The sequence below is a fragment of the Nocardia sp. NPDC020380 genome, assembly GCF_044386975.1.
Classification (GTDB): domain Bacteria; phylum Actinomycetota; class Actinomycetes; order Mycobacteriales; family Mycobacteriaceae; genus Nocardia.
Window position 1 is genome coordinate 129,722 of record NZ_JBIRVQ010000003.1, and the last position, 26,201, is coordinate 155,922.

At 66.1% G+C, this 26,201-nt stretch carries 29 protein-coding genes and 2 pseudogenes; 14 read left to right on the forward strand and 17 right to left on the reverse strand.

All coding sequences use genetic code 11. The features are described 5' to 3' along the window. Positions 1 to 143: 143 nt before the first annotated feature. The 5 genes from ACH438_RS08025 to ACH438_RS08045 are packed head-to-tail and all read left to right on the forward strand — an operon-like array spanning position 144 to position 6,076. Positions 144 to 1,124 carry an ABC transporter permease gene (locus ACH438_RS08025; protein WP_397002551.1) on the forward strand — a complete coding sequence of 327 codons (981 nt, stop codon included), beginning with the start codon at positions 144 to 146 and terminating at the stop codon, positions 1,122 to 1,124. 49 nt (positions 1,125 to 1,173) lie between these two features. Continuing rightward, complete coding sequence (locus tag ACH438_RS08030) at positions 1,174 to 2,913, forward strand: ABC transporter substrate-binding protein (protein WP_397002553.1); 1,740 nt, start codon at positions 1,174 to 1,176, stop codon at positions 2,911 to 2,913. A 7-nt stretch (positions 2,914 to 2,920) separates the two neighbouring features. Beyond that, positions 2,921 to 3,931, forward strand: a complete 1,011-nt coding sequence (locus ACH438_RS08035) for an ABC transporter permease (protein ID WP_397002555.1) — start codon at positions 2,921 to 2,923, stop codon at positions 3,929 to 3,931. Continuing rightward, complete coding sequence (locus ACH438_RS08040) at positions 3,928 to 5,025, forward strand: ABC transporter ATP-binding protein (protein WP_397002557.1); 1,098 nt, start codon at positions 3,928 to 3,930, stop codon at positions 5,023 to 5,025. Before ACH438_RS08035 ends, ACH438_RS08040 begins: the two co-directional genes overlap by 4 nt. Beyond that, complete coding sequence (locus ACH438_RS08045) at positions 5,015 to 6,076, forward strand: ABC transporter ATP-binding protein (RefSeq protein WP_397002559.1); 1,062 nt, start codon at positions 5,015 to 5,017, stop codon at positions 6,074 to 6,076. Before ACH438_RS08040 ends, ACH438_RS08045 begins: the two co-directional genes overlap by 11 nt. Here the strand turns inward: ACH438_RS08045 and ACH438_RS08050 are convergent. Then, positions 5,982 to 6,641, reverse strand: a complete 660-nt coding sequence (locus ACH438_RS08050) for a vancomycin high temperature exclusion protein (RefSeq protein ID WP_397002561.1) — start codon at positions 6,639 to 6,641, stop codon at positions 5,982 to 5,984. The two genes, ACH438_RS08045 and ACH438_RS08050, sit on opposite strands and share 95 nt — an antisense overlap. 24 nt (positions 6,642 to 6,665) lie before the next feature. Continuing rightward, entirely contained in the window at positions 6,666 to 7,412 is a 747-nt protein-coding gene (locus ACH438_RS08055) for a class I SAM-dependent methyltransferase (RefSeq protein ID WP_397002563.1), read from the reverse strand. A 14-nt stretch (positions 7,413 to 7,426) separates the two neighbouring features. On the opposite strand from ACH438_RS08055, the gene ACH438_RS08060 reads away from it, so the two are divergent. Beyond that, entirely contained in the window at positions 7,427 to 8,173 is a 747-nt protein-coding gene (locus ACH438_RS08060) for an SHOCT domain-containing protein (protein ID WP_397002565.1), read from the forward strand. An 81-nt stretch (positions 8,174 to 8,254) separates the two neighbouring features. Next, a pseudogene (locus tag ACH438_RS08065) lies at positions 8,255 to 9,085 on the forward strand (dolichyl-phosphate beta-glucosyltransferase); the annotation flags it as partial. Between the two features lie 24 nt (positions 9,086 to 9,109). Here the strand turns inward: ACH438_RS08065 and ACH438_RS08070 are convergent. From ACH438_RS08070 to rlmN, 3 genes and pseudogenes are all read right to left on the reverse strand, one after another. Further along, a pseudogene (locus ACH438_RS08070) lies at positions 9,110 to 10,084 on the reverse strand (RNA polymerase sigma factor); the annotation flags it as partial. A 589-nt stretch (positions 10,085 to 10,673) separates the two neighbouring features. Next, the gene (locus tag ACH438_RS08075; RefSeq protein ID WP_397002567.1) at positions 10,674 to 11,312 is read right to left on the reverse strand and encodes a Uma2 family endonuclease; all 639 of its coding nucleotides are present in this window, start codon (positions 11,310 to 11,312) and stop codon (positions 10,674 to 10,676) included. Between the two features lie 427 nt (positions 11,313 to 11,739). Further along, positions 11,740 to 12,852, reverse strand: a complete 1,113-nt coding sequence (rlmN, locus tag ACH438_RS08080) for a 23S rRNA (adenine(2503)-C(2))-methyltransferase RlmN (RefSeq protein ID WP_397002569.1) — start codon at positions 12,850 to 12,852, stop codon at positions 11,740 to 11,742. A gap of 110 nt (positions 12,853 to 12,962) precedes the next feature. Between rlmN and ACH438_RS08085 the strand changes: the two genes are divergently transcribed. Next, the gene (locus ACH438_RS08085; RefSeq protein ID WP_397002571.1) at positions 12,963 to 13,280 is read left to right on the forward strand and encodes a lipopolysaccharide assembly LapA domain-containing protein; all 318 of its coding nucleotides are present in this window, start codon (positions 12,963 to 12,965) and stop codon (positions 13,278 to 13,280) included. Between the two features lie 49 nt (positions 13,281 to 13,329). Here the strand turns inward: ACH438_RS08085 and ACH438_RS08090 are convergent, their stop codons facing one another. The 4 genes from ACH438_RS08090 to ACH438_RS08105 form a co-directional block, all read right to left on the reverse strand. Continuing rightward, complete coding sequence (locus tag ACH438_RS08090) at positions 13,330 to 14,361, reverse strand: phosphatidate cytidylyltransferase (protein WP_397002573.1); 1,032 nt, start codon at positions 14,359 to 14,361, stop codon at positions 13,330 to 13,332. 48 nt (positions 14,362 to 14,409) lie between these two features. Then, on the reverse strand, positions 14,410 to 14,967 hold the full coding sequence (gene frr / locus ACH438_RS08095) for a ribosome recycling factor (protein WP_397002575.1): 558 nt from the start codon (positions 14,965 to 14,967) through the stop codon (positions 14,410 to 14,412). A 39-nt stretch (positions 14,968 to 15,006) separates the two neighbouring features. Continuing rightward, positions 15,007 to 15,741: a UMP kinase gene (gene pyrH, locus ACH438_RS08100; RefSeq protein WP_397002577.1), complete on the reverse strand. Its 735-nt coding sequence runs from the start codon at positions 15,739 to 15,741 to the stop codon at positions 15,007 to 15,009. A gap of 140 nt (positions 15,742 to 15,881) precedes the next feature. Next, entirely contained in the window at positions 15,882 to 16,763 is an 882-nt protein-coding gene (locus ACH438_RS08105; RefSeq protein ID WP_397002579.1) for a helix-turn-helix transcriptional regulator, read from the reverse strand. A 58-nt stretch (positions 16,764 to 16,821) separates the two neighbouring features. Here ACH438_RS08105 and ACH438_RS08110 point away from each other — a divergent pair, with 58 nt between their 5' ends. Further along, positions 16,822 to 17,772, forward strand: coding sequence for an NmrA/HSCARG family protein (locus tag ACH438_RS08110; RefSeq protein WP_397002581.1), 951 nt, complete (start codon positions 16,822 to 16,824; stop codon positions 17,770 to 17,772). Between the two features lie 114 nt (positions 17,773 to 17,886). Next, positions 17,887 to 18,153, forward strand: a complete 267-nt coding sequence (locus tag ACH438_RS08115) for a hypothetical protein (protein WP_397002583.1) — start codon at positions 17,887 to 17,889, stop codon at positions 18,151 to 18,153. Positions 18,154 to 18,229: 76 nt separating this feature from the next. Here the strand turns inward: ACH438_RS08115 and tsf are convergent, their stop codons facing one another. Then, positions 18,230 to 19,054 (reverse strand): translation elongation factor Ts, encoded by an 825-nt coding sequence (tsf, locus tag ACH438_RS08120; protein ID WP_397002585.1) that lies wholly within the window; start codon positions 19,052 to 19,054, stop codon positions 18,230 to 18,232. A gap of 125 nt (positions 19,055 to 19,179) precedes the next feature. Next, positions 19,180 to 20,061, reverse strand: coding sequence for a 30S ribosomal protein S2 (gene rpsB, locus ACH438_RS08125; RefSeq protein ID WP_397002587.1), 882 nt, complete (start codon positions 20,059 to 20,061; stop codon positions 19,180 to 19,182). A gap of 256 nt (positions 20,062 to 20,317) precedes the next feature. Here rpsB and ACH438_RS08130 point away from each other — a divergent pair, with 256 nt between their 5' ends. Further along, the gene (locus tag ACH438_RS08130) at positions 20,318 to 20,860 is read left to right on the forward strand and encodes a GNAT family N-acetyltransferase (RefSeq protein WP_397002589.1); all 543 of its coding nucleotides are present in this window, start codon (positions 20,318 to 20,320) and stop codon (positions 20,858 to 20,860) included. Here ACH438_RS08130 and ACH438_RS08135 read toward each other — a convergent pair. Beyond that, positions 20,826 to 21,134 carry a DUF202 domain-containing protein gene (locus tag ACH438_RS08135; RefSeq protein ID WP_397002591.1) on the reverse strand — a complete coding sequence of 103 codons (309 nt, stop codon included), beginning with the start codon at positions 21,132 to 21,134 and terminating at the stop codon, positions 20,826 to 20,828. The genes ACH438_RS08130 and ACH438_RS08135 overlap by 35 nt on opposite strands. A gap of 58 nt (positions 21,135 to 21,192) precedes the next feature. Further along, positions 21,193 to 21,540, reverse strand: coding sequence for a YidH family protein (locus ACH438_RS08140; protein ID WP_397002593.1), 348 nt, complete (start codon positions 21,538 to 21,540; stop codon positions 21,193 to 21,195). Positions 21,541 to 21,656: 116 nt separating this feature from the next. Between ACH438_RS08140 and ACH438_RS08145 the strand changes: the two genes are divergently transcribed. Together ACH438_RS08145 and ACH438_RS08150 are read left to right on the forward strand one after the other, a co-directional pair. After that, positions 21,657 to 22,154, forward strand: a complete 498-nt coding sequence (locus ACH438_RS08145) for a M23 family metallopeptidase (RefSeq protein ID WP_397002595.1) — start codon at positions 21,657 to 21,659, stop codon at positions 22,152 to 22,154. Between the two features lie 49 nt (positions 22,155 to 22,203). Then, positions 22,204 to 22,719, forward strand: a complete 516-nt coding sequence (locus ACH438_RS08150; protein WP_397002597.1) for a DUF1990 family protein — start codon at positions 22,204 to 22,206, stop codon at positions 22,717 to 22,719. Positions 22,720 to 22,725: 6 nt separating this feature from the next. Here ACH438_RS08150 and ACH438_RS08155 read toward each other — a convergent pair whose 3' ends face one another. Beyond that, positions 22,726 to 23,100: a hypothetical protein gene (locus tag ACH438_RS08155; RefSeq protein WP_397002599.1), complete on the reverse strand. Its 375-nt coding sequence runs from the start codon at positions 23,098 to 23,100 to the stop codon at positions 22,726 to 22,728. A gap of 15 nt (positions 23,101 to 23,115) precedes the next feature. On the opposite strand from ACH438_RS08155, the gene ACH438_RS08160 reads away from it, so the two are divergent. Beyond that, on the forward strand, positions 23,116 to 23,331 hold the full coding sequence (locus ACH438_RS08160) for a hypothetical protein (protein ID WP_397002601.1): 216 nt from the start codon (positions 23,116 to 23,118) through the stop codon (positions 23,329 to 23,331). A 10-nt stretch (positions 23,332 to 23,341) separates the two neighbouring features. Here ACH438_RS08160 and ACH438_RS08165 read toward each other — a convergent pair whose 3' ends face one another. From ACH438_RS08165 to ACH438_RS08175, 3 genes are all read right to left on the reverse strand, one after another. After that, a complete protein-coding gene (locus ACH438_RS08165; protein WP_397002603.1) occupies positions 23,342 to 24,103 on the reverse strand; it encodes a siderophore-interacting protein in 762 nt (253 codons plus the stop codon). A gap of 85 nt (positions 24,104 to 24,188) precedes the next feature. Next, the gene (locus tag ACH438_RS08170; RefSeq protein WP_397002605.1) at positions 24,189 to 24,950 is read right to left on the reverse strand and encodes an N-formylglutamate amidohydrolase; all 762 of its coding nucleotides are present in this window, start codon (positions 24,948 to 24,950) and stop codon (positions 24,189 to 24,191) included. A gap of 50 nt (positions 24,951 to 25,000) precedes the next feature. Further along, the gene (locus tag ACH438_RS08175) at positions 25,001 to 25,924 is read right to left on the reverse strand and encodes a tyrosine recombinase XerC (RefSeq protein WP_397002607.1); all 924 of its coding nucleotides are present in this window, start codon (positions 25,922 to 25,924) and stop codon (positions 25,001 to 25,003) included. Positions 25,925 to 26,201 lie beyond the last annotated feature (277 nt).

Below are 26,201 nucleotides of genomic sequence, written 5' to 3' on the forward strand. Positions count from 1 at the left end.
GATTACCCTGTCTTCACACACGGTGACCGGGTCTGCACGGTGCTCCGTGAATATCGTTGCGCGCCTTAGGCGAAACTCGCCGGGCGGGTATGCGGGGTGCTCGACTGTCACGAACAGCCGAGTCCGACGCCGGAGGTGGTTACGTGGTAGCGCCGATCGAAGTCACTGACGCGCAGGTGTCGGTGGTAGCCCCATTGACAGCCGAGCACATCGAAGGACGCTCGCCCGGGCGCATCGCCTGGATGCGATTGCGCCGCGACAAGGTCGCCATGGGCGGCGGCATCGTGGTGGTACTGCTGGTGCTCATCGCGATCCTCGGGCCCTATGTGGTGACCTCGCCGACGGATGCGCATGCGAGCCTGGTGGATCCGGAGCTCAGCCGGCCCATCCACGGCGTATTCCACTCCGGTATCTCGGGGGCGCATCCACTGGGCATCGACGTCCCGTTCGGGCGGGACGAACTGGCGCGCATCGTGGTCGGCGCGCGGTACTCGCTGCTGATCGGCACGCTGGCGACGGTGCTGTCGCTGATCCTCGGCGTCGGAATCGGCGTCATCGCCGGATACTTCGGCGGCTGGGTCGATACCGTGCTGGCCCGCGCCATGGATATCTTCCTCGCCTTCCCGCTGCTGCTGTTCTCCATCGCCATGGTCGGCGTATTCCCCACCAGCGCATTCGGATTGAGCGGCAATACGCTGCGGGTCGTCCTGCTGATCTTCGTCATCGGATTCTTCAACTGGGCCTATCCCGGCCGCATCATTCGCGGGCAGGTGCTGTCACTGCGCGAACAGGAATTCGTCGACGCCGCACGCGCCATGGGTGCACGGCCGGGCTACATCATCTTCCGCGAGATCATGCCGAATCTGGTCGGGCCGATCCTCGTCTACACGACTTTGCTGATCCCCATCAATATTCTCTTCGAGGCCGCCCTGTCCTTCCTGGGGGTCGGCATCATTCCCCCGACCCCGACCTGGGGCGGCATGCTGTCCGACGCCGTCGAGCATTACAGCGTCGATCCGAACCTGGTGCTCATGCCGGGTCTCGCACTACTCATCGCGGTCGTCGCCTTCAATGTCTTCGGCGACGGCCTGCGCGATGCGTTCGACCCTAGATCAAGTCGATAGACGCGCTGCCGGGCGCGATTTCGGTGCTAGTGAAATGAGGGCACAACCGATGAAACGAACACACTCCCTGGGCATAGCGGCCGCGACCTTCGCCGGCGCGCTCGTGGTGGCGGGTTGCGGGGGCGCGAGCAGCGGCAGCGGCTCCGGCACCTACGACGCGGCCAGCACCTCGGTGGTCAATCCCTCCGATCATCAAGGGGGAACACTCGTTTACGAGATGTCCTCGGACTTCGACTCGATGGATCCCGGCAACACCTATTACGCGTATTCGCAGGACTTCACCCGGCTCTTCGCGACACCGCTGCTGACCTTCGACAGCGTCACGCCCGGGCAGACCGTGCCCAAGATCGTGCCCGATCTGGCGACCGACCTCGGCACGCCCAGCGACAATCTGACCACCTGGACCTACCACATCCGGCAGGGCCTGAAATTCAGCAATGGCGAGCCGATCACCGCCAAGGACGTCAAATACGCTGTGGCGCGCAGTAATTTCGCGCCGGATGTGCTCAACAAGGGGCCGGTCTACTTCCAGAAGTATCTGATCAACCCCAACAACTATCCGGGACCGTACAAGGATCCCAACCTCGACGACTTCAAGGGCATCACCACGCCCGACGACTACACCGTCGTCTTCCATCTCCAGGCGCCGTTCGCCGAATTCGACGATATCGTCATCATGGAGACCCCGCCGGTACCGCCGGACGCGGACACGGGGCCCAATGGCGGCGTCAATTACGAATACCACTACGTCTCCTCCGGCCCGTACATGCTGCAGAGCTACGACCCGGGTAAGCAGGCGGTGCTGGTCAAGAATCCCAACTGGACCCAAGCGGGCAGCCCGCAGGTGAAACAACTGGCCGACAAGATCATCTTCCGCCCCAACATCACTCAGTCGACGGTCGACTCCGACCTGATCAACGGTTCGGCACAAGTAGACCTCGCAGGCACCGGTGTGTCCTCGGACGCGCGCGCCAGGATCCTCTCCACGCCCACCCTGAAAACGCATGCGGATGACCCGCTGAGCGGGTTCGAATGGTATGCCGGAATCAACAGCACTATCATTCCGAATGTCCACTGCCGCAAGGCAATCGAATACGCCGTGGACAAGACCACTGTGCAGGCCGCCTACGGTGGCGCGGTCGGCGGCAATATCGCCAGCGACTTCCTGCCCCCGTGGATCGACAGCAATACCAGCAACACCTACCCGAACGGACCGGACAACACCGGCGACCTGAATGCCGCCAAGAGCGAACTGGCCCAGTGCGGTTCGCCCGCCGGCTTCACCACCTCCGTCGCGTTCCGCTCCGACCGGCCGAAGGAGAAGGACGCGGCCGTAGCCGTCCAGGCGGCGCTCGCGCGGGTCGGTATCCAGACCAACCTGTTCGGTTACCCGTCACAGGATCTGCCGACCGTCCTCGGGGCGCCGGCCTCCGTCCATCAGAACCACCTGGGCATCATGCTGTCGGGCTGGCAGGCCGACTTCCCGACCGGCTACGGCTTCCTCTTCGCGACCACCGACCCGCAGGCCATCACCCAGTCGGGCAACTACAACTTCGAAGAAGAGACCAACCCGGCCGTGACGGCGCTGTTCAACAAGGTGGTCGGACTGTCCGCGATCCCGGACCGCGCCGCGGTCTACCGGCAGATCGACGACGCCGTCATGCAGGACGCCACCATCATGCCGCTGATCTACAGCAAGTCGCTGATCTACCGGCCGGACAACCTCACCAACGTCCATATCCAGTACGGCTACGGCATGTACGACTACACCCAACTCGGGTTGAAGTGATTGCCCCGTGCTGCGATTCGTCATCCGCCGGATACTGTTCGCGGTACTCGTCCTGCTGATCACCACGCTGGTGGCATTCCTGATCTTCTTCGGACTGCCCAAGCTGGCAGGCGTCTCCACCGAAGCTCTCGCCGCGCGCTACGCGGGGCGGGAGCCGACACCCGATGTGCTGCACGGGATCATCGTGCAGCTGGGACTGGATCGGCCGCTGCCGATCCAGTACCTGGAGTTCGTCAAGGGGCTCGTGGTCGGGCGTGACTACAACGGCGGCTCCTACAGCATCCATTGCGCGGCACCGTGTTTCGGGTACTCGTGGCGCACCTCCACACCGGTGTGGGAGCTGCTGCTGAATCGCGCGCCGGTCACCCTCTCCATCGCGGGCGGCGCCGCCGTGCTGTGGCTGCTGGGCGGGGTGACCACCGGGGTGATCTCGGCACTGCGCAAGGGGACCGTGTTCGATCGGGTCGCCATGACCATCTCCCTGGTCGGAGTGTCACTGCCGGTGTTCCTCACCGGCCTGCTGGCACTGGCCCTGTTCGTCAACACCCTGCACCTGCTGCCGTCCGACCAGTACGTCGACCTCACCACCGATCCCCTGCAATGGGTGGAGAACCTGATCCTGCCGTGGATCACCACCGCATTCACCTACGGCGCCCTGTACACCCGGCTCACCCGCGCGGGCATGTTGGAGACGATGAACGAGGACTACATCCGCACCGCCCGCGCCAAAGGGCTACCCGAACGCACCGTGGTGCTGCGGCACGCGCTGCGCGGCACACTCACGCCGATCGTCTCCATCTTCGGCATGGATCTGGGGCTGCTGCTCGGCGGCGCGGTGCTGACCGAGGTGGCCTTCTCCATGCAAGGGCTGGGGCAGCTCACCATTCAGGGCATCCAGCAGAGCGATCTGCCGGTCGTACTGGGGGTGACCTTGTTCGCGGCGTTCTTCATCGTGGTGGCGAACACGATCGTCGACATCGGGTACGCGGTCATCGATCCGAGGGTGAGGCTGGCATGAGCAGCACGGGCGAGACGCCACCGAACACGGAACCCTTTCTGCGCGTGCGGGATCTGCGCATCCAATTCCCCACCGACGACGGCGTCGTCAAGGCGGTCGACGGGGTGTCGTTCCAGCTCGACCGCGGACGCACCCTCGGCATCGTCGGCGAATCCGGCTCGGGAAAGACGGTCACCAGCCTGGGACTGCTCGGCCTGCACGATCGGCGCCGCACCGTCGTGTCCGGGGAAGTGCTGCTCGACGGCGTCGACATCGCCTCCGCGCCTGCGGAAGAAGTGCGGCGCATGCGCGGCAGCAAGATGGCGATGATCTTCCAGGATCCGCTCACCGCCTTGAATCCCTACTTCACCATCGGCAGACAGATCATCGAGGCCTACCGGCTGCACAACGATGTCACCAAACAGCAGGCCCGCCGGCAGGCCATCGACCTGCTCGACCGCGTCGGCATCCCGCAACCGCAACGGCGGGTGGACGAATACCCGCATCAGTTCTCCGGCGGCATGCGGCAACGCGCCATGATCGCCATGGCCCTGTCCTGCAATCCGGAACTGCTCATCGCCGACGAACCCACCACGGCGCTGGACGTGACCGTGCAGGCGCAGATCCTCGACCTGATCCGGGATCTGCAGCGCGAGTTCGACTCCGCGGTCGTCATCATCACCCACGACCTCGGCGTGGTGGCCGAGATCGCCGACGACGTACTGGTCATGTACGCCGGGAAGGCCGTCGAGTACGCCGAGGTCGGCACGCTCTTCCACGCCCCCGCACATCCCTACACCTGGGGGCTGCTCACCTCCATGCCACGACTGGACGGCGGCGGGTCCGAACGGTTGCTGCCGATCAAGGGCACGCCGCCCAGCCTGATCCATGTGCCCAGCGGCTGTGCGTTCCACCCGCGCTGCGCCTATCCCGAACGCACGAATGGACTGTGCCCCACCGAGATACCGGCCATGCGCGAAGTCGGCACGGGACACACCGCCGCCTGCCACCTGACCGTGGAACAGCGCGTCGACATCTGGAACGAGGAAATCCTGCCGGTCATCTCGCCTGCACCGGCACTCGTCACGAGCGAGCGGAACGACAGTGACCAATGAACTCGACAACCCGCCGGCCGAGGGCGCGCCACTGCTGGAGGTCACCGGGCTGCGCAAGTACTTCCCGGTGACCAAAGGGGTGATCCTGCGGCACACGGTCGGCGCGGTCAAGGCCGTCGACGGCGTGGACCTCACCGTGCGGCGCGGGCAGACCCTCGGGCTGGTGGGCGAATCCGGTTGCGGGAAAACAACTACCGGGCGGCTCATCCTGCGGCTGGAAGATCCCACCGAAGGCTCGATCGTCTTCGACGGGCACGACATCACCACGCTGTCCCAGCGGCGGCTGCGGCCACTGCGGCGCGATATCCAGATGATCTTCCAGGACCCGTATTCCTCGCTCAATCCGCGAAAGACGGTGGGCGCCATCATCGGTGCGCCGATGCGGGTACAGGGCACGGCGTCGCCGGACGACCGCAAGAAACGCGTGCAGGAGCTGCTCGAACTCGTCGGTTTGAATCCCGAGCACTACAACCGATATCCGCACGAGTTCTCCGGCGGCCAGCGGCAGCGCATCGGCGTCGCCCGCACCCTCGCGCTACAGCCGAAGCTGATCGTCGCCGACGAACCCGTCTCGGCCCTCGACGTCTCGGTGCAGGCCCAGATCATCAACCTGCTCGAGGACCTGCAGGACGAATTCGACCTCACCTACATCGTGATCGCGCACGATCTGGCCGTCATCAAGCACATCAGCGACCAGATCGCCGTCATGTACCTCGGCAGCATCGTCGAACGCGCCGCCCGCGACGACCTGTACGCCCACCCCATGCACCCCTACACCGTCGCCCTCCTCTCAGCGGTCCCCATCCCCGATCCCGAGGGCCGCACCGAACGCGAACGCATCCGCCTCTCCGGCGACGTCCCCAGCCCCCTCAACCCGCCGGCCGCCTGCCGCTTCCACACCCGCTGCTGGAAAGCCCAGGACATCTGCGGCCAGATCGACCCGCCTGTCCTCGACTTCAACGGCCACCAGGTCGCCTGCCACTTCCCGGAAAACCTCCCCGCCGAATCAACCCCGCCACCGCTTTCGGTCCCGCAAACCACTCCCGAATAGTGTTGCGCACCAGCGTCCTTCGACGACAGTCACAATACGCGGCAACACCGACAACATCGATCCCGGCCGCCCGCCCCAACGCAACCGCCCGCACCCGATGCTGCCGCTGCGTGACGACGGCGGCCAGATCGATGCTGTAGACACTCCATGCGCGATCGCAGGTCGCGCGGGTGGAAACCCCTTCTCCATCCGCGCGAATGTCCGCCGGATCCACCCCTCGATCCACCAAATACCTTCTCATCGAGGCGATCTCGTCCCCTGAATTCCCCCGCGCGTCTCCGGAAATCAAGATCTCGCGCGCCTTCCCCGCCGCCAGTAGTTCGATCGCGACGTCGAGCCGCCCACGCAGATACGCCATGGGCGCCCCATCCGGACCGATCTTCGCCCCCGGCACGATCACCACCGGCACAACCGGCGCATCTGCAACATCGAACAAGCGCCCGGCAGCCAACATTCGCAGCCACAGATTCGCGCCGACCAGAGTCGTCACCACTCCCCCAGCCAGCGCGACACCGGCCCCGAACAGCCTGCCCGCCCAGACTCCCCGCGAGTTCAGTCCTTCCATCGGCCCAACTATTCCAGTCGACGCCTACCGATCCGCCGCCCGCTCAGCAGTGAAGACCGCGAAGCTGGGGCTCCGCGCGAGGGTGGCCCAGAACTCGGCGCCGCGATCATCGTCCGGCACAACCGTCGGCTGCCGCGTGACGGTCGTAAGACCGGCCCGCTCCAGCGCGCCATCGAACGCGCCCGCCGGCCAGAAGAACGAATCGAACGCGAACGGCGGCTTACCCAGCACCCGCACCGACACCGGCATCCGGAACGTCAACTCACCGGTCTGCACAACCTGATACCCGTAGCGCCCGTAATCGCCGGGCAGCACATCCCAGTCCGCATCCGGATTCGGCACCACCACCGCCAAGATGCCACCGGGCGCCAGATTGCCGGCGAGGTTGCCGGCCATACGATCAAGCGCCGCAGGATCATCCGCATATCCGAGCAACCACACCGCGGTCACCACATCGAATTCCCCCAGCACCGGCAACTCCGCAGCATCGACCCGGTGATAGGTGATCCCCCGCGACTCCCGCGCTTCCACGCTCCGCGCATACGCCACCATCTCGTGCGACGAGTCGACGCCAACGACCCGCGCCGCACCGAGATCCACGAACTTGCGCGGATAGAACCCGGTGCCACAAGCGACATCCAGCACGGCCTTACCACTCAGATCCGGCAGCGCCGACAGCAAGGTGGCCTGCTCGGCCAGTCCCGTCGGAATGAACTTGGCCCGCTCGTAAGCCTTCCCGATCACGTCGTACTGATCATCCGATTCGGCCATGAATCTCAACAGTAGTGACCGACCCTCGCCCGGGCGACAATATCCCCAGCGGCCGCACGACCGCCCTCTCCTCAGGTGGTAATGCCATGACCGTCGGCAAACTGTCCGTGATCTCCTGGACCCTCTTCGTCGTAATGTCCGTCGCCTTCCTCCCAGCCATCCTGGGCATCAACAAGATCCCCGGCCTCCCCCACCCGCTGAAGATAGCCCTGGCCGTCTTCGTAGTGGTCGTCGTCTGGTGGGGCCCCTTCATCTACGGCATGTACCTCGCCCAAGCAGCCATGGGCAACAACGACAAACGCCTCCTGAAGCGCGGCATCCACGGCACCGCAGTAGTCCTCTCCGCCCACGAAACCAACACCATGATCGGCGGCGCCCCCGACATAGGCCGCTTCGGCAAAATGGTCTACCGCTACCGCCTCCGCGTAACCCTCCCAGGCAACCACCCCTACGAAACCACCTGCCGCATAACCACCAGCACCATCCGCGAAGGCCAAACAGTCGAAATCTACGCAGCCCCCCACAACCACAAACGAGTAACCATCGCCCCCACCCCCACTGGCCACACCCCCAGAACCAGCTACACCCCCACACCTCACTCCCTGCAAGTCGATGCCCCCCAACAACATTGGCACCCCCAGTCCGACTCCACCGAATCCAACCGCATCCACCAACTGACCGAACTGGCCCGCCTCTACCGCGAAGGCTCCCTGACAGCCGCCGAATTCGCCGCCGAGAAAGCCCGCCTCCTCGGCAACTGAGACCGCAGGCCGGAAACGCGCGCAGCAACCTCACAGGCTGCATACAGGTTCGTGGAAAGGGGGCGCGGCAGAGTAGTTGGTATGACGCAGATCGTGACTACGCCCCGAGAGGCGAAGCAGGCCGAAATTGCCAGGGTTGCACCGGTTCTCGATATCGTGATCCCGGTCTACAACGAGGAAGAGGATCTCGGGGCTACCGTGCATCGGTTGAACGAGTACTTGAACGCGGGATTCCCGTTCAGTGCCCGGATCACGATCGCGGACAATGCGAGCACCGACTGCACCTTGCAGGTCGCGGAGATCATGGCCGAGGAATACGACAATGTGCGGGTGCTGCACCTCGAGCAGCAGGGGCGCGGGCGGGCGTTGCGCACTGCCTGGCTGGCTTCCGACGCTCAGGTGGTCGCCTACATGGATGTCGATCTGTCTACCGACCTCAACGGGTTGCTACCCCTGGTAGCGCCGCTGGTGTCGGGACACTCCGACCTCGCTATCGGGACTCGGCTGGATCGCCGGTCGCGGGTCGTGCGGGGGCCGAAGCGTGAATTCATTTCGCGTAGCTACAACAAGATCCTGAAGATGTCGCTGCACGCTTCCTTCTCCGACGCGCAATGCGGATTCAAAGCCATGCGCACCGAGGTCGGCCGGCGCGTACTTCCCCTCGTCCACGACAACGAATGGTTCTTCGACACCGAACTGCTCGTCATCGGCCAGCGCGCGGGCCTGCGCATCCACGAGGTCCCCGTCGACTGGATCGACGACCCGGACAGCCGCGTCGACATCGCCGACACCATCCGCAAGGACCTGCAGGGCATCCACCGCCTGCGCCGCTCGATGGCCGACGGCACCCTCCCCCTCGACACCCTGCGCACCACCATCGGCCGCGCACCGCTGACCGGCGATATGGCCGCCTGACCGACTCGCTGACGCGGCGGGCTACTCGAGGTAGCCCTGCAATGACTGTGCGCGCGAGGGATGACGCAGCTTCGACATCGTCTTCGACTCGATCTGCCGGATCCGCTCACGCGTGACGCCGTAGACCTTCCCGATATCGTCGAGGGTCTTGGGCTGACCGTCGCCCAGCCCGTATCGCATCCGCACCACCCCCGCCTCCCGCTCGGTGAGAGTGCCGAGCACCGACTGCAATTGCTCCTGCAGCAGCACGAAGGCCACCGCCTCGACCGCGACGACAGCCTCGGAATCCTCGATGAAATCACCGAAGTTGCTGTCCCCCTCGTCGCCGATCGTCTGATCCAGCGAGATCGGTTCCCGGGCGTACTGCCGAATCTCCAGGACCTTCGCGCTGGTGATGTCCAATTCCTTGGCGAGCTCCTCGGGCGTGGCCTCGCGGCCCAGCTCCTGCAGCAACTCACGCTGCACCCGACCGAGCTTGTTGATGATCTCCACCATGTGCACGGGAATGCGGATCGTACGAGCCTGATCGGCCATGGCGCGGGTGATCGCCTGGCGAATCCACCAGGTGGCATAGGTCGAGAACTTGAATCCCTTGCTGTAGTCGAACTTTTCGACCGCGCGCACCAGACCCAGATTGCCCTCCTGGATCAAGTCGAGAAACGCCATACCGCGCCCCGTGTACCGCTTCGCGATCGAGACCACCAAGCGCAGATTCGCCTCGAGCAGATGACTCTTGGCATCCGCGCCGTCCCGCACCACCCGCGCCAGGTCACGGCGATACGGGGCGGTGAGGCCCGACGGCGTCTCGGACTCGATCCGTAGCTTCTCCGCCGCGAAAAGCCCCACCTCGATCCGGATCGCCAGATCGACTTCCTCGTCCGCGGAGAGCAGCGGAACCCGGCCGATCTGCTTGAGATACGCCCGCGTCGAGTCCCCGCTCCCGGTGAGCTCGGCTTCCTTACGTGCCCGACGGAGTGCCGGGGACTCGCTTTCGTCCCCTTCAACGGTAGTTGCCACATTCGCCCCTTCGAGAAAGTCGGGCGGCATCGCGATGTGAAAATTCGACCGCAGAGAGGCCTGAAAAAGGGCTCAGCTATTGCCGGCGCCACTCACCAGTCTACGTGCCGGACGCGGACCTGGGCCCGCCGCCGCGAGTCGGCTGCAGGCGACGGCGATTTCCCGACCGCGCGTGCGGGATATCGCCGCCGGCGTTGATTCCCAGCAATCTTCCAGCACAATGCGAGGGCACGTACAGCCCGCCACGGCAGATTGGAAGACGTCGGCACCGATCTTGAATACGGATAAGACCGATCACCGTGCGGCACAAACGGATTCGCGCGGTGCATCACCGAATTATTTGGAGAGAACCATGTTTCAGCTCTTTCACCCGTTCTTCGACTTCTTCCGGCCGATCTTCGACCAGTGGGGTCACGGGCATCATCGAGGCGGGTGGCACTGAGCCACGAGCGAGCTGACAGCTCCCACGGCCCGCGATGCGGTGAAACGCCGCCTCGCGGGTCTTTTCGTCCAGCCTTCCGTCGCAAGCTGCCCGCAACACCATAGCCGCCGTGTCTGCGAGCGAGGATCAGTCCAAACCGAGATCGAGTTGATTCCAGCTGATAGTCACATCGAGCGGGTCCGCAGCATCGACCGCCACCGCGTCCCCCCGTGGCCGCAATGACATATTCTCCCGGACATACGTCCCGTCGGCGGTGAGCCGCAACATCTCGATCGACGCTGCGGGGCCGTCGTCCTGCACCATGCGAACAATCCAGTAGTAAGGGATGCCCAGTCGTGCGTAGTCCGCACGTTTTTCCACCAAATCCGCGGTCACCGTATTCGGCGATACAACCTCGACGACAAGCAGAGTGTCCGACGCCGTCGGCTTGGTCTTCCACTTGCCTCGCGGCTCGTCGATACAGCGATACACGATCGCGTCCGGCCGTTTGTAGTGGAAGGGAACCTCGGAAACCAACATGTCGAGCTCACCGCTGGCCCGCAGGCACGGCGCACCGCTCGGCCTCTTGGAAACCGCGTCGCGCAGTGCCCCTTTGATGTTGTCGCTGATCGCGACATGATTCGGCGAGGGCGACTCGCAGTGCACGATCATGCCGTCCCGAATCTCGACGGAACGGGCGATATCCTCCGGCATACCCAGGTACATGGCCATATCAATAATCGGGATCGAGGTACGCAGCCATGACCAATCGATAGCCTCGCTCATGCCGTCAGCCTAGCGTCATGACCGCATCAGAGCCCTGGGCTACCGAGCGTCGGATCCGCTCGAGCTCGACCAGTCCACCGAAGCGCCCAGATCGGGCGGCGCCGGAGCGCTCAGCAGGCTGGCACTCCGAGCGTCCGGCTACTCCTCGGCATCGACCGCCTTCGCCCTGGATTCACTGCCCTTTGTCACACCTCATTCGACGAGGCAGTAGCCAGGTTGTCCACTTTTCGAGCAAATTCGGCATATGTATGCTCGCACTCATAGGCGGATCGAATCCAAATATCCTTACTACCGACGTACGGCTCAAATCCCAGCGAAGCCCAGACCCCCTGCACTTTCTTCAGTCCTGCCGAGCCTAGAGCACGTTGCTGACTGTGCCGCAACGATATTCGGCCAGGGATGCCGTCGACAACACGGATCCGCTTGACTAGCCTTCGGCGGCGAGCTGGCCGCAGGCGGCGGCGATCTCCTGACCGCGCGTATCGCGGACGGTGCAGGTGACACCTTGGGCGTGGACTCGGCGGACGAATTCGTCCTGGACCGGCTTGGGGCTCGCGTCCCACTTGCTGCCGGGGGTCGGGTTCAGGGGGATGAGGTTGACGTGGACGAGGGGGCCCAGGGCCTTGTGGAGCTTCTTGCCGAGCAGGTCGGCGCGCCAGCCCTGGTCGTTGATGTCGCGGATCAGCGCGTACTCGATGGAGACGCGGCGGCCGGACTTGTCGGCGTAATAGCGGGCGGCGTCGAGGACTTCGGCTACCGGCCAGCGGTTGTTGACCGGCACCAAGGTGTCTCGGAGTTCATCGTCCGGAGTGTGCAGGGAGACGGCCAGTCTCACCGTCATGTCCTCGTCCGCCAGTTTGCGGATCGCGGGGGCCAGGCCGACCGTGGAGACCGTCACAGAGCGCTGGGAGATGCCGAAACCCTCCGGGGACGGAGAGGTGATGCGGCGGACCGCGTTCACCACGCGCTTGTAGTTGGCGAGCGGCTCACCCATACCCATGAACACAATGTTGGACAGACGGCCGGGACCGCCCGCCACCTCGCCGTCGCGGAGCGCCGCGGCCGCCGCACGCACCTGATCGACGATCTCCGCCGTCGAGAGGTTGCGGTTGAGGCCGCCCTGGCCGGTGGCGCAGAAGGGGCAGGCCATGCCGCAGCCGGCCTGACTGGAGATGCAGAGGGTATTGCGGTCCGGGTAGCGCATGAGGACGGATTCGAGCAGGGTGCCGTCATTGGCGCGCCACAGGGACTTGCGAGTGGTGCCGTCGTCGCACTCGATGTGGCGGATCTCGGTGAGCAGCTGCGGGAAGAGGGCCTCGCCCACCTTCGCGCGCAGCGCCTCGGGCAGATCGGTCATCTGCTGCGGGTCGGCCACCAGCCGGCCGTAGTACTGCCGCGCGATCTGATCCGCCCGGAACTTCGGCAGGCCCAGCTCCTCGACCACCGCGCGACGCTCGGCGGCGTCGAGGTCGGCGAGGTGGCGCGGCGGCATACCGCGGCGCGGGGCATCGAAGACGAGGGGCAAGGGAGCGGCAGTCATAACCCGTCCAGTGTCCCACCTCGATCGGAATCCACGCCGTTCGGGCCCGACATTCGCGCCAAGACGACCAGATACGTGCACCTTTGATAGCAATCGGCAATGATCAACTCATGACCGCCGTACCAGCATCCGGGGCGGAACCGACCCCGAACAAGGACACACAGAAAAAGGGCCAAGGGGTACTGAAGACCCGAGCGGGCTATGCCTGGGTCGGTCTCGTAGCTGCCGCAGTACTCGGAATCGTCGTACTGATCTTCATCCTGCAGAACCTGGAGCAGGCCCACGTCCAGCTGTTCACGTGGCAGTGGAACCTGCCCATCGGAGTACTCGTACTCCTGGCCGTCATCATGGGCGCATTGGTGACCGCCCTGGTGGGCGGCTACCGGATCCTGCAACTCCGCCGCGCCGCCAAGAAGACGGCGAAATAGGAAGGGGCCCGGGGGTTTCACCCCCGGACCCCCGGCACACGGGCAACCGCTACAACAGCGCCGTCAGCACCAGCCACGCCACGAAGGCCGACGGCAGCATGGAGTCCAGCCGATCCATGATGCCGCCGTGCCCGGGCAGCAACGTCCCCATGTCCTTGATGCCCAGCTCCCGCTTGACCTGCGATTCGATCAGGTCACCCGAGGTCGCCACCAGCACCAGCGCCACACCCAGCAGCACACCGATCATCGAATTCGCCTGCAGCAGCAGCGTCACCGTCAGCAGGCCGCCGATCACACAGAACACCAGCGAACCGCCGAAGCCCTCCCAGGACTTCTTCGGGCTGATGTGCGGCACCATCGGATGCTTACCGAACAACACCCCCGCCACATAGCCGCCCACATCCGAGCAGACCACCAGGATCATGAAGGTCAGCACCCGCAGATTGCCGTCGTGCTCCAGCAGCATGAGCACCGCGAACGCGGCCAGCAGCGGAATCCAGGACAGCGTGAAGATCGCAATCGCGGTATCGCGCAAATAGTTTCGCGGCGTCGCCGACAAGCCGTGATCGAACAGGCGCCAGATCATGACGCTCAGCGCCGTCGCCCCGAACGCCCCCAGCACGCCCTGCGGACCCGACGGCCACGCCAGCCAGATGATCGCCTGCCCGCCCACCAGCAGCGGAATCCGCGGCACCAGGACATCGGCCTCGCGCAGCCGCTTGGCGACCTCCCAGGTCGCCACCGCGATCGCCACCGCGATCACGCCGATCAGCACCTTCGGCGCCCACAACAGGATCGCAATGAGGGAGAACCCCAGCGCGCACCCGACCGCCAGCGCCGCGGGCAGATTCCGCCCGGCCTTCGAGGCGGGCGCCGCACCATTACGGCCCGCGTCCTGCCCCGCAGGACCCGAAATCGGCCCCGCCGCACCCGAACCGGGTCCCGCCAGGCTCGAATCAGCCCCCGCCGCACTCGAATCGGGCACAACCACCCCGGAATCCGGCATGGCGCCACCCGTATCGGGCGGCGTCGCATTGCCGGCGGCGGCTGTTTCTTCGGCCACGATTGTCCCGTCGCTCACCTTGATCGTCCGTTCGTCCCTACCCCCGGCCGGCGCCGCCGGCCGTCCCTAGACCTCGAGCAGTTCAGCTTCCTTGTGCTTCACCAGTTCGTCGACCTGCGCGACGTACTTTGCCGTGGTCTTGTCCAGTTCCTTCTCGGCGCGGCCGACCTCGTCCTCGCCCGCCTCGCCGTCCTTCTGAATACGACCCAGCTCCTCCATGGCCTTGCGGCGCACATTACGGATCGCGATCTTGGCGTCCTCGCCCTTCGACTTGGCCTGCTTCACCATGTCACGGCGGCGCTCCTCGGTGAGCTGCGGCACGCTCACCCGGATGATGTCGCCATTGTCGGTCGGGTTCACACCCAGATCCGAGTTACGGATCGCGGTCTGGATGGGTCCCAGCTGCGCCTGCTCGTACGGCTTGATGACCAGCAGCCGCGGCTCGGGCACGGTGATGGAAGCCATCTGGGTGATCGGCGTCGGCACACCGTAGTAGTCCACGACCACCCGGGAGAACATGCCCGGATTCGCGCGACCCGTCCGGAGCGTGCCCAGGTCATCCTTCACCACCGAGACGGCCTTCTCGAACTTTTCCTCGGCGTCGAAGAGCGCTTCTTCAATCACGGCGATTCCTCCACTGCGTCATCGTTCTTGTCGTCGCGGTCACGACCGGACCAGCGTGCCGATCTTCTCACCGGCGACGGCACGGGCAATGTTGCCCTTTGTCAACAGATTGAACACCAACATGGGCATCTGGTTGTCCATACAGAGGCTGAATGCGGTGGCGTCGGCAACCTTCAGCCCACGCTCCAGCACCTCCTTGTGCGTGACCTCCGTGTACATGGTGGCGGTCGGGTCCTCCCGCGGATCGGCGGTGAAGACACCGTCCACGGCCTTCGCCATGAGCACCACCTCCGCACCGATCTCCAGAGCGCGCTGCGCCGCGGTGGTATCGGTGGAGAAGTACGGCATACCCATCCCCGCGCCGAAGATCACGACGCGGCCCTTCTCCAGATGCCGCTTCGCACGCAACGGCAGGTACGGTTCCGCGACCTGCCCCATGGTGATGGCGGTCTGCACTCGGGTGTCGATGCCCTGCTTCTGCAGAAAATCCTGCAGCGCAAGCGAATTCATCACAGTGCCGAGCATGCCCATATAGTCCGAGCGAGCGCGCTCCATGCCGCGCTCCTCGAGTTCGGCGCCGCGGAAGAAATTGCCGCCGCCGATCACGACCGCGACCTGGACACCGTCCTCGACGACCTCCGCGATCTGCTCGGCGACGGTCTGCACCACATCTGGGTCGAGGCCGACGCGTCCACCGCCGAACATTTCGCCACCCAGCTTGAGGAGCACTCGGCGATAGCCCTTGCGGTCGGGCGCCGTATCCGGGTCCGTCATCGGTCTCCTTGTCCTCGGCAGTGAGCGTGTGCACGCACAGGAAAAGACCATCCCGGCCAGTGAATCGCTCGGGACGGCAACAAACTTTGTCTATCCTGCACCACGCGGGCCCGAGCCTTCGACCCGACCCTCTGTTCACCTCACGGATTCGCCGCATCCGGCCCCCATTCCGGCGCCAGCAACCGCGTCACCCGCGCCGCCGCCACCGCATTCGCGGGCACCTGCACCACCATGAGCAGGGTCGGATCCTCCACCGGCCGCCACTGGAACAACTCCAGCTCGATCGGACCGGCCCGCGGATGCTCGACGGTGATGACGGCCGGCCGGAAACGCCGCACCGGATACTCCGACCACCATCGACGGAATTCGGGACTCTCCGCGCACAATCCGTCGATGAGTTCCAGCAGCCGCAGATCACCGGGGTGCCGGCCCAGTGCATCCCGCAACTGGCTCAGCACCGCCCGCGCCGCCTCGTCCCAATGTTTGAGGTGACGCCGATTGTTGTTGTCGCTGAACATCATCCAGAGCACATTGCGGCGCTGCGGCGGCAATTCCAGCGGATCGTCACGCACCCGCGCATAGGCCCGATTCCAGGCCAGATAATCGAAGGCCGAATCGTAGATCGACGCCGGACTGGGCATGACCGCATCGACCATGCGCCACAATCGCGTCCGATCCGACTCCGCACCATCGGCTTCCGGCTCCGCGAGACCGGCGAGGAAACGCAGATGCCGATGCTGATCCGGATCCAGCCGCAGCGTGCGGGCCAGCGCGTCGATGACCTGCCGGCTCGCATCCACCTCGCGCCCCTGCTCCAGCCAGGTGTACCAGGTCAGCCCCACGCCCGACAGCTCGGCGACCTCCTCGCGGCGCAGGCCCGGGGTCCGGCGGCGCGCCGGATCGCCATAAGGGCGCAACCCCACATCGTGCGGCTGCAGCCGCGCCCGCTGGGCACGCAGGAATTCCCCCAGCTGGGCATGCCGCGCCGCGGCCGATCCGGGAGTACCGTTGCCGCTTACCATTTCGAGTTTCCCCTGTACAGACTCCTACCTAGCAGTATCGCCACCAGGACAGCTCCGCGTGCGAATTCCTACCGTGATCACCAGATTCGAGAACCTGGAGCAGGACATGGACGAGCACAAGGGACCCGTACTGGTGATCGGCGCAACCGGCCGGCAGGGCGGGGCGGCGGCCCGCGCACTCCTCGAAAGAGGCTGGCCAGTACGGGCTTTCGTCCGAAATACCGGCGCCCCGGCCGCCCGTGCGCTCGCCGACGCGGGCGCCGAGCTCATCCCGGGCGACCTCGGCGACGAGGATTCCCTGCGCACGGCCATGGACGGCGCGCACGGAGTGTTCCTCATGATGACCATGATGGTGGGCGCCAATATCAGCCTCGACGCCGTCGCCGCCGAGGAACGACACGGCCGCACCGTCGCCGACCTCGCCGCCAAGGCCGGAATCAGCCACCTGGTGTACAGCTCGCTCAACGGCGTCGGCGCCGGGTCCGGCATCGAGTACTACGACGCCAAGGAACACATCGAGGAATACATCCGGTCGCTCGCGCTGCCCGCCACCGTGCTGCGCCCGGTGTCCTTCATGGACAACTTCGCCACCTACAACCGGCCCACCCGCGACGGCGACCACCTGGTACTCGCCCTCCCCGTCGACCCCGCGACCCCGATGCCCCTGATCGCCATCCACGACATCGGGCAGTTCGCGGCCGTCGCCTTCGAACGGCCGCACCAGCTCCTGGGCCGCACCCTGGAGATCGCAGGCGATGTACTACCACCCACCCGCATCGCCGAAATCCTCGCCCGCGCAGCCGGGTTGACCCCCCGCACCGCGCAGATCCCGATCGAGCGAATCAGCGCCTTCGACGAGCAAGTGGGAAAGATGTTCGCCTTCTTCAACTCCCGCCCCGTACCGGCCATCGACATACCCGCCCTGCGAGCCTTCCACCCGAGCCTCATGACCTTCGACGACTGGGTGCACACCACCGACGGGAAAACAAAAACTATCTCGCCGAGCTGACGGAGCTGCTACTGTCCGCCTCGGCTGCGGCCGAGAATATTTCGGGGCTGCGCCTGAAAATTGATGGCCTCAATCCCTACTGAAATAAAAGCATTTCAAATAGTATTCGGGCCCATGATCACGAAGAACCGAGCGGTCCGCACCGGGCTCGCCACCCTCGCCCTCAGCGCAGCCGGACTGCTCGGCGCAGCCGGAACCGCGGCCGCCGAAATCCCCCTCACCCCGGCCAACGCCCCGCAAGACGTCGCCACCACGCCGGGCACCGGCACCGGCAGCTCGAACCTGCTGACCAGCCCGATCCCCGGCAACAACCCCGGCGGCCTGTCCCCCTCCGGCCTGCTGACCTCGCTGTCCTCCGGCAGCCTGCCCGCCGGCCTCTGACCGACCCGCCTCACGCAAAAGCCCCCCGCGCATCGGAATCCGATGGGCGAGGGGCCTTTTCGACTGTGCAGGCGAATTACGCCTGGCCGACCTCGAAGCGAGCGAAACGGGTCACGGTGACACCGGCCTCGTCCAGCTGCGCCTTCACGGTCTTCTTGCTGTCGGTGACCGACGACTGCTCCAGCAGGACGACGTCCTTGTAGAAGCCGTTCACGCGACCCTCGACGATCTTCGGCAGGGCAGCCTCGGGCTTGCCCTCTTCCTTGGCGGTGGCCTCGGCGATCTCGCGCTCCTTGGCGACGACCTCGGCCGGGACATCCTCGCGGGTCAGGTACTTGGCCTTGAGGGCCGCGACCTGCATACCGGCGGCGCGAGCGGCGTCGGCGGCAGCCTCGCCCTCACCCTTGTACTCGACCAGCACGCCGACGGCGGGCGGCAGGTCGGTGGCACGCTTGTGCAGGTAGGTGGCGACCGGGCCCTCGAAGGACACGGCGCGACGCAGCTCGAGCTTCTCGCCGATCTTGGCGGCCAGCTCCTGCACGGCCTGGTCGGCGGTCTTGCCACCCAGGTCGACAGCCTTGAGCGCATCCAGATCCGCCGGGCGGGCCTTGGCGGCCGCGGCGACGATGCTGTTCGCCAGCTCCTGGAACTCCGCGTTCTTCGCGACGAAGTCGGTCTCGGAGTTGATCTCGATCATGACGCCGTCCTGCGCGGCGACCAGGCCCTCGGCGGTCGAGCGCTCAGCGCGCTTGCCGACATCCTTGGCGCCCTTGATGCGCAGGAACTCGACGGCCTTGTCGAAGTCGCCCGCGTTCTCCTCGAGCGCCTTCTTGCAGTCCATCATTCCGGAGCCGGTGAGCTCGCGGAGCCGCTTCACATCGGCGGCGGTGTAGTTCGCCATCTCGGGCGAGCCTCCCTTTGTGAGTGAAAGTCTGTGGTGGTCACACCTTGCCGACCGTCATCGAACGGCAGTGCCCATTCAAAAACAAGGGTCGGCAAGGTGAACATTGCCTCGCGGCGGGTGGATCAGAAGTCGGCCGGGGTCTTGGTGGCCGGGTCTTCCTTCAGCTCCGCCTCGGCAGCGGTCTCCACGGCGGGCTCCGCGGTCGCCTCGGCAGCAGCCTCGGCGGCCGGGGCGGCCTGGGACAGCAGCTCCTGCTCCCACTCGGCGAGCGGCTCGCCGGCGCCGGCCTCGGGCTTCGCATCGCCGGTGGCACGCGCGGCACGAGCCTGCACGCCCTCGGCAACAGCGGAGGCCACGACCTTGGTCAGCAGCGCGGCCGAACGGATCGCGTCGTCGTTACCCGGGATCGGGTAGTCGACCAGGTCGGGATCGCAGTTGGTGTCCAGGATCGCGATGACCGGGATGTTCAGCTTGCGAGCCTCACCGACGGCGATGTGCTCCTTGTTGGTGTCGACAACCCAGATGGCCGAGGGAACCTTGGCCATGTCCCGGATGCCGCCCAGGGTGCGCTCCAGCTTGTTCTTCTCACGCGTCAGCATGAGGATTTCCTTCTTGGTGCGACCCTCGAAACCGCCGGTCTGCTCCATCGACTCCAGCTCCTTCAGGCGCTGCAGCCGCTTGTGCACGGTCGAGAAGTTGGTGAGCATGCCACCCAGCCAGCGCTGGTTCACGTAGGGCATGCCGACACGGGTCGCCTCAGCGGCGATCGACTCCTGGGCCTGCTTCTTGGTACCGACGAAGAGGACGGTGCCGCCGTGGGCAACGGTCTCCTTGACGAACTCGTAGGCCTTGTCGATGTAGGTCAGCGTCTGCTGCAGATCGATGATGTAGATGCCGTTGCGGTCGGTGAAGATGAAACGCTTCATCTTCGGGTTCCACCGGCGGGTCTGATGACCGAAGTGCGCGCCGCTGTCGAGCAGCTGCTTCATTGTTACGACAGCCATGGCTCCGTAACTTCCTCTCGTTGCTGGTTGACACAGGGATCGGCGATCCCTGCCCTGGCGCCCGCGGCCACCGGAACCCTCTGGCAAATGCTCAGGGGACCAGCCGACGACCCTCGAAGCGGGCGCGCGAAGTCGGTTCGCGCTCACGCAAACCGCTGACCCAGTTTACGCAGGAGGTCCCCCAGACCGAAATCGGGGCCTCGGACAAGGGAAAACCCGGTGCTTACGGGGTGTTCAGCAGCCTAGCGTGAGGGTCGTGCGAACCGAGCGAATGACGTTCACTCCGGTACACGGAAGCGAGCTGCGGGAGCTGTGCGAACTGTGGCGCAAACCACTGGTTCGGCAATTCCTGTTCGATGGGCAAATACTCACCGACGAGGAAGTCGCGGAGGTGATTTCCTCGTCCGAAAAGGATTTCGCCACAGCGGGATTCGGGATCTGGTTATTGCGATCCGCCGAATCCGGGCCGCTCATCGGCACTGCCGGGCTGCGGCGGCTCGACGGCGGGCCCGAAATCGAAGTCGTCTACAGCCTGGATCCCGCGTATTGGGGGCAAGGATTCGCAGGTGAGGCCGCGTTCGCAGTGCTGGAGTACGGCTTCGGGCTCGGATTACCGCAGGTGCTGGCCGAGGTCGATGAGGGCAACAGCGGTTCGGTGGCGGTCGTCGAACGATTGGGCATGCGGCGCATCGGGACTGCGCAGGGAGTACTGGGGCCGATGCGGCACTACGCGATCGAGCGCGCCGAATGGCAAGCGCGGCAGGTCAAGGCAGCGATGCCGCGTACGCGATCGAAATGACGAACGCCGTCACCACCACACAGCCGATGGCACCCGACATGACGGTGATCGCGCGACGGCCATTGCTCCAGTTGCCTTTTCGATGCGAATGCAGCACGCGGCTACGACCTACACAGACCACCGTCACCACGGCCAGCGCCGCGATCGCGACGAACGCGAGAACGGTGACCGGCCAGAAACCGCTCTTGAACGCGACCTTCATGAAGAGCACCAGATTGGCCATGGCACCGATGGCGGTGCGACGCCAGGCGAGTGAGGTGCGCTCGGCGGCCAAGCCCGCTTCCTTGCTCTCGGTCATCGCCGGTGCTCGATCATTCGCGGGGTGAACCCGGTCACGACAGCAGCAGGCCGATGCTCGCCAGCGCCGCGATGACCGCGATACCGAAGGCGAGGATGGGCACCATCACCGTGCGCGGCAGCACGCCGCCGGCCTCCATGACGGCCTGCACCTTGCGCCAGCGGCCGTACGCGCCGACCGCGATGATGACCGCCAGGACGATGCACGCCATGCCCACGGCCGTGCGCACCCCGTGATGCCGGAAGGGCCGCACCAGCTCGTGCACCGCCACACCACCCGCGAGCAGGCCGAGCGCGGTCCGCATCCAGGCCAGGAAGGTGCGCTCGTTGGCGAGGGTGAAACGGTAATCGAGCTGCGGCTCTTCGGTTTCCGGGGCGGTCATGCGCGGTGTACTCCTACCGGCTGGACTGACAATAACGCTGTTCACAATCGGGAAACCCATCCACAATCGCCGACAACGGTATCCCGGCTAAGGCCGGGCAAGCGCAACCTGGGTACATGCGCCCGGTCATGTCGATGATGATCGCCCTACTGCTCGGTCCGGTGTTCGCCGCCGGGACCGCGCTGGCCGCACCCACCGGAGATTTCGACTGGCCGCTGCGACCACGGCCCGCGATAGTGCGCGCCTTCGACAACCCCGAACACGACTGGCTCCCCGGCCACCGCGGCGTAGACCTGGCCGCAACACCAGAGCAATCCGTGCTCAGCGCAGGCGATGGCATCGTCGTCTACGCCGGTACGGTCGCGGGCAAGCCGGTGGTCTCCGTCGACCACCCCGGCGGACTCCGCACCACCTACGAACCGGTCACCGCCTCGATCCCCTTGGGCCGCAGAGTAAATCGCGGCGACCCCCTCGGCACCGTGGTTCCCGGCCACCCCGGCTGCCCCGCCCCCGCCTGCCTCCACTGGGGCCTACGCCGCGGCCGCGAATACCTGAATCCCCTAGGCCTCCTCCACCACGGCCCACTCCGCCTGAAACCAGTGGACCCACCCTGATCGAGGCCAGTCCTACCCAGTCCATCCCGCACGCGTAAGGATTGAAGCCATGTCGCACGAGCCAGCCACCGTCCCGTTCTCCTACCCGGATCCCGGCGCGACCAAGGGCGAATTCCCCCCTGGCTACGACCATTTCCGCCTCCGCCGCCGCATCGGCTCGGGCCGCGCCGTCTTCGAGACCGCGGGCAATCAGATCCTCGCCTACGAAATGCAGAAGGCCACCGCCATCTTCCAGCACGCGAGCACCCCCACCGCCGAACCCGGCACCCACCTGACCGTCCGCCTCGGCCTCGGCCCCATCGGCGTCGACGCCCCCTGCCGAGTCGTCTACGTCGTCGACGAACCCAACCGCCGCGGCTTCGCCTACGGCACCCTCCCCGGCCACCCCGAAAGCGGCGAAGAACTCTTCGCCGTCGAATACGACCCCGCAGACGACTCCGTCCACGCCATAGTCGCCGCCTTCTCCAACCCCGGCACCTGGTACACCCGCCTCGGCGGCCCCATCGTCCGCCTCATCCAACGCTGGTTCGCCGCCCGCTACATCAACGCCATCCGCCCCCGCTGACCCGACCTAACCGTCGAGGTGGGCGGTGAGGGCGGCGGCTTCGGCGCGGAGGGCGGCTGCGCGGTCGGCGCCGCCGGCGAGGGAGTCGTATTCTGCTGCGGCGGTGAGGCGTTCGGTGATTTCGTTGCGGACTATGGCTTCGATGTCGGATTCGGTGAGGTGGCGGCGGGCTCGTTCGGCGGTGCCCAGGCCGACTGTGCTGGATTCGATGGCGCCGGCTTGGACGTCGGAGGCGTCGACGGCCTCGGCGTTGTCGATGGCGCCGAGGGCCGAGCGGAGGGCCTTGGTGGCGTCGCGGTCGCGGGCCTTCATTGCGCGGGGGATCTCGGCGCGCAGGCGGTCACGCAGGGGCAGGGGCCGGCAGTTCGGGTCAGGGCGCATCGCTGGCCATAGAAGATGCGGTCGTCCTGGCCCACTGCCGTCGAAGAAATCATCAAGCGCGCCGCCAGAGTCAACCGCAACAAGGCCGCGGGCCCCGTCGGCCGCGCATTGATGGCAGTCTTCATGCCCTTGGCGCTCCCCCGCATGGCCAACTCCAAGTCCATGCGCCGCACCTACGACCACCACATCGACTGGGAGGAAACAGCTTCCACCTCGACGGCCCGGACGTAGGTGCGGTAGGTCACACGCCGGCGGGAGCGGCCTTTTCGGTCTCGGCCAGCTCGGCCTTCCAGCGACGGAAGCCCTCCTCGGTACGGCCGCGACGCCAGTAGCCGGAGATGGAAGCCCAGTCGGCGGGGACGCCGTGGTCCTTGCGGACGTAGGGGCGGAGGTTGTGCATGACGGCTTCGGCTTCGCCGTGGATGAAGACGTGGACCTGGCCGTCGCGCCAAGGCTCGGAGCGGACGGCCGCGGCCAGCAGCTGACCGGGGGCGGTGTCGCCGCGGTGCACCCAGGTGAGGTCGACGCCCTCGGGGTGGACGAAGGCGAGTTCGTCGGCGGGACCGGCGATTTCGACGAAGACACTGCCGACCGCATCGGACGGGAGCGCCGCGCAGGCGGCCGCGATGGCCGGCAGCGCGGATTCGTCACCGGCCAGCAGGTACCAGTCGGCGTCGGCACGCGGGGCGTAGGCGCCGCCCGGGCCCATCAGCTCGATGGTGTCGCCGGGTTCGGCGGCCGCGGCCCAGGGGCCGGCCACACCCTCGTCACCGTGGTAGACGAAGTCGATGGCGATCTCCTCGGCGGCCGGATCGACCGAGCGCACGGTGTAGGTGCGGACGGTTTCGCCGTCGGGTCCGGGGAAGACCAGCTTGACGTAGGCGTCGGTGAATTCGTTCGGATGGAAGGACGCGAAGCCGGGTCCGCCCAGATGTACGCGGATCAGGTGATCGGTGAGCCGAATCGTGTGCTGAACCGTGAGGGTCGTGCGCGAGCGTGCCAAGAGCCACCTCCGTAATTAGGATTACCTAAGTGACACTAGCAGAATTCCGATAGGTCGTCGATACACCAAAATATGACGCCAACTACTAGATGTCGGTGATGAGTGCTGCCAACGCCGCGGCCAGGCCGGTCATTCCCGGACCGGGCGGGCCGCCGGGCTCGGCCATGTAGGTGTCGCGGCGGATCTCCACCATCAGCGCCGCCACCCGCGACTCGCTGCCGTAGAAATCCAACGGCACATAGGTACCCGCGAACGGAGAATTCACACCTACTCCACCGAAATCGCTGAAAACCTCCGTCGCACGGGCCAGCAAGGCGGGCGGGGTGTGGAAGGTATCGGCGCCCAGGCAGATCGGCGGACGCGGGCCGCCACCGTGCAGTTCGTAGGGCAAGCGGACGGTCGGATAGGAGTGCACGTCCAGGATGATCGCGCGGCCGGTTGCGGCCAGGCGGTCGGCGACGGCAGCTGTCATGGCCTGCGCGTACGGGTGAAAGTAGCGCTCCAGCAGCGGCTTCGGATCGAAGTCCGGAGGGCGCAGCGGCGCGCGGTGCGTGGTGGATGTGTAGACCGCACCCATACCGACCGTGAGCATCTCCTCCCGCTCGTCCGGAAACCGCTCAGGGTCGACAACCAGGCGGGACAGCCGATTCACGAACTGCCAGGGGCGAACCCGGGACAATGACGCGGTCTCGGCGGCGATCAATGCCGTATGGGCGTCGGTGATGAGGTCGAGCTCGTGCTCGAGGGCGGCGTCGTCGAGCAGGATGTCCGCGCGGACCACGGCGGGTATCTCCCGCGACGAGTGCGGAACATGCAGGATGACCGGCGATTCCGGAGACCCTGGCACCACTGCATAAGACTCGGCCTCGTCGGAATCTCGGGCTTCCGGCAGCGGTCTCATGCGCGCGGATGAGCCTGATCGTGGACCTTCTTGAGGCGCTCGATCGACACATGTGTGTAGAGCTGCGTGGTCGCCATGCTCGCGTGGCCCAGGATCTCCTGCACCACACGCAGATCCGCGCCGCCCTCCAGCAGATGCGTCGCGGCGGTGTGACGAAATCCGTGCGGACCCATATCGGGCGCTCCCGGGATGGCCGAGACGACCTCGTGCACAACGGTTCTGGCCTGACGCTGGTCGAGGCGGCCACCGCGGCGGCCGAGCAACAACGCCCGTCCCGAGGCCGCGGTAGCGAAGGCGGGCCGACCGTGGCGCAGCCAATCCTCCAGCGCCCCTTCGACGGGACCGCCGAACGGCACGGCCCGCTCCTTGTTGCCCTTGCCCAGCACCCGCACCAGCCGCCGTTCCCGATCCACATCCTCGATATCGAGCCCGCACAGCTCGCTCACCCGGATGCCGGTGGCATACAGCATCTCCACGATCAGCCGGTCCCGCAGGGCCATCGGATCACGCTGCGCCGCACCGGATTCCGCGGCATCCATGGCCGCCCTGGCCTGCTCCTTCCCCAGCACGGAAGGCAACACCCGATGCGCCCGCGCAGACCCCAGCCGCGGCCCCGGATCCGCCGCCAGCCGCCCGGTATGCGTCAGCCACGCCGTGAAGGTGCGCGCCGACGAGGCCCGCCGCGCCATGGTCGTGCGCGCCGCCCCGCCCGCCGCCTGCTCCGCCAGCCACGACCGCAATAACGCCAGATCCACCTCCCCCACACCCGAATCCGCGCCCCGCCCCAGCAGATGCTCCAGCAGTCCGCGCGCATCCCCCACATACGCGCGCACCGTATGCTCCGACCGATTCCGCCCCAGCCGCAAATGCCGCCCGTACTCGGTCAGCAACGCCTCCAGATCCTCGGGCAGTTCACGCATCCCCCCACGTTCACCGCCCTCCCCCGCGAACGCAAGCCCCCGCGCCGCCCACACCGATCCGAATCCACCACAACGCCGTGCTCGCTCACACCGGACCGAATTCGCCAGAGGGCCGCGCCTCCTCACACCCGACCGAATCGCCACAGTGCCGCGATCCCCATACTGGGCCGATTCCGTCACAGCGCCGCAGTGTCGTGATCCCCCGTACTGGACCGAATCCACCACAGCGCCGGCACGATCCCCGTCTCGGAGGTGGGCGCGACCAGCGCGCCCGCTC

Bases quoted from the DNA above. Each gene is read 5' to 3' on its own strand.
- ACH438_RS08115 (WP_397002583.1), top strand. From the start codon at position 17,887: ATGATCACGAAGAACCGAGCGGTCCGCACCGGGCTCGCCACCCTCGCC.
- ACH438_RS08140 (WP_397002593.1), bottom strand. From the start codon at position 21,540: ATGACCGCCCCGGAAACCGAAGAGCCGCAGCTCGATTACCGTTTCACC.
- rlmN (WP_397002569.1), bottom strand. From the start codon at position 12,852: ATGACTGCCGCTCCCTTGCCCCTCGTCTTCGATGCCCCGCGCCGCGGT.
- ACH438_RS08075 (WP_397002567.1), bottom strand. From the start codon at position 11,312: ATGAGCGAGGCTATCGATTGGTCATGGCTGCGTACCTCGATCCCGATT.
- ACH438_RS08175 (WP_397002607.1), bottom strand. From the start codon at position 25,924: ATGCGTGAACTGCCCGAGGATCTGGAGGCGTTGCTGACCGAGTACGGG.
- ACH438_RS08030 (WP_397002553.1), top strand. From the start codon at position 1,174: ATGAAACGAACACACTCCCTGGGCATAGCGGCCGCGACCTTCGCCGGC.
- tsf (WP_397002585.1), bottom strand. From the start codon at position 19,054: ATGGCGAACTACACCGCCGCCGATGTGAAGCGGCTCCGCGAGCTCACC.
- ACH438_RS08055 (WP_397002563.1), bottom strand. From the start codon at position 7,412: ATGGCCGAATCGGATGATCAGTACGACGTGATCGGGAAGGCTTACGAG.
- pyrH (WP_397002577.1), bottom strand. From the start codon at position 15,741: ATGACGGACCCGGATACGGCGCCCGACCGCAAGGGCTATCGCCGAGTG.
- ACH438_RS08155 (WP_397002599.1), bottom strand. From the start codon at position 23,100: ATGCGCCCTGACCCGAACTGCCGGCCCCTGCCCCTGCGTGACCGCCTG.
- ACH438_RS08150 (WP_397002597.1), top strand. From the start codon at position 22,204: ATGTCGCACGAGCCAGCCACCGTCCCGTTCTCCTACCCGGATCCCGGC.
- ACH438_RS08085 (WP_397002571.1), top strand. From the start codon at position 12,963: ATGACCGCCGTACCAGCATCCGGGGCGGAACCGACCCCGAACAAGGAC.
- ACH438_RS08105 (WP_397002579.1), bottom strand. From the start codon at position 16,763: ATGGTAAGCGGCAACGGTACTCCCGGATCGGCCGCGGCGCGGCATGCC.
- rpsB (WP_397002587.1), bottom strand. From the start codon at position 20,061: ATGGCTGTCGTAACAATGAAGCAGCTGCTCGACAGCGGCGCGCACTTC.
- ACH438_RS08145 (WP_397002595.1), top strand. From the start codon at position 21,657: ATGCGCCCGGTCATGTCGATGATGATCGCCCTACTGCTCGGTCCGGTG.
- ACH438_RS08040 (WP_397002557.1), top strand. From the start codon at position 3,928: ATGAGCAGCACGGGCGAGACGCCACCGAACACGGAACCCTTTCTGCGC.
- ACH438_RS08160 (WP_397002601.1), top strand. From the start codon at position 23,116: ATGCGGTCGTCCTGGCCCACTGCCGTCGAAGAAATCATCAAGCGCGCC.
- ACH438_RS08050 (WP_397002561.1), bottom strand. From the start codon at position 6,641: ATGGAAGGACTGAACTCGCGGGGAGTCTGGGCGGGCAGGCTGTTCGGG.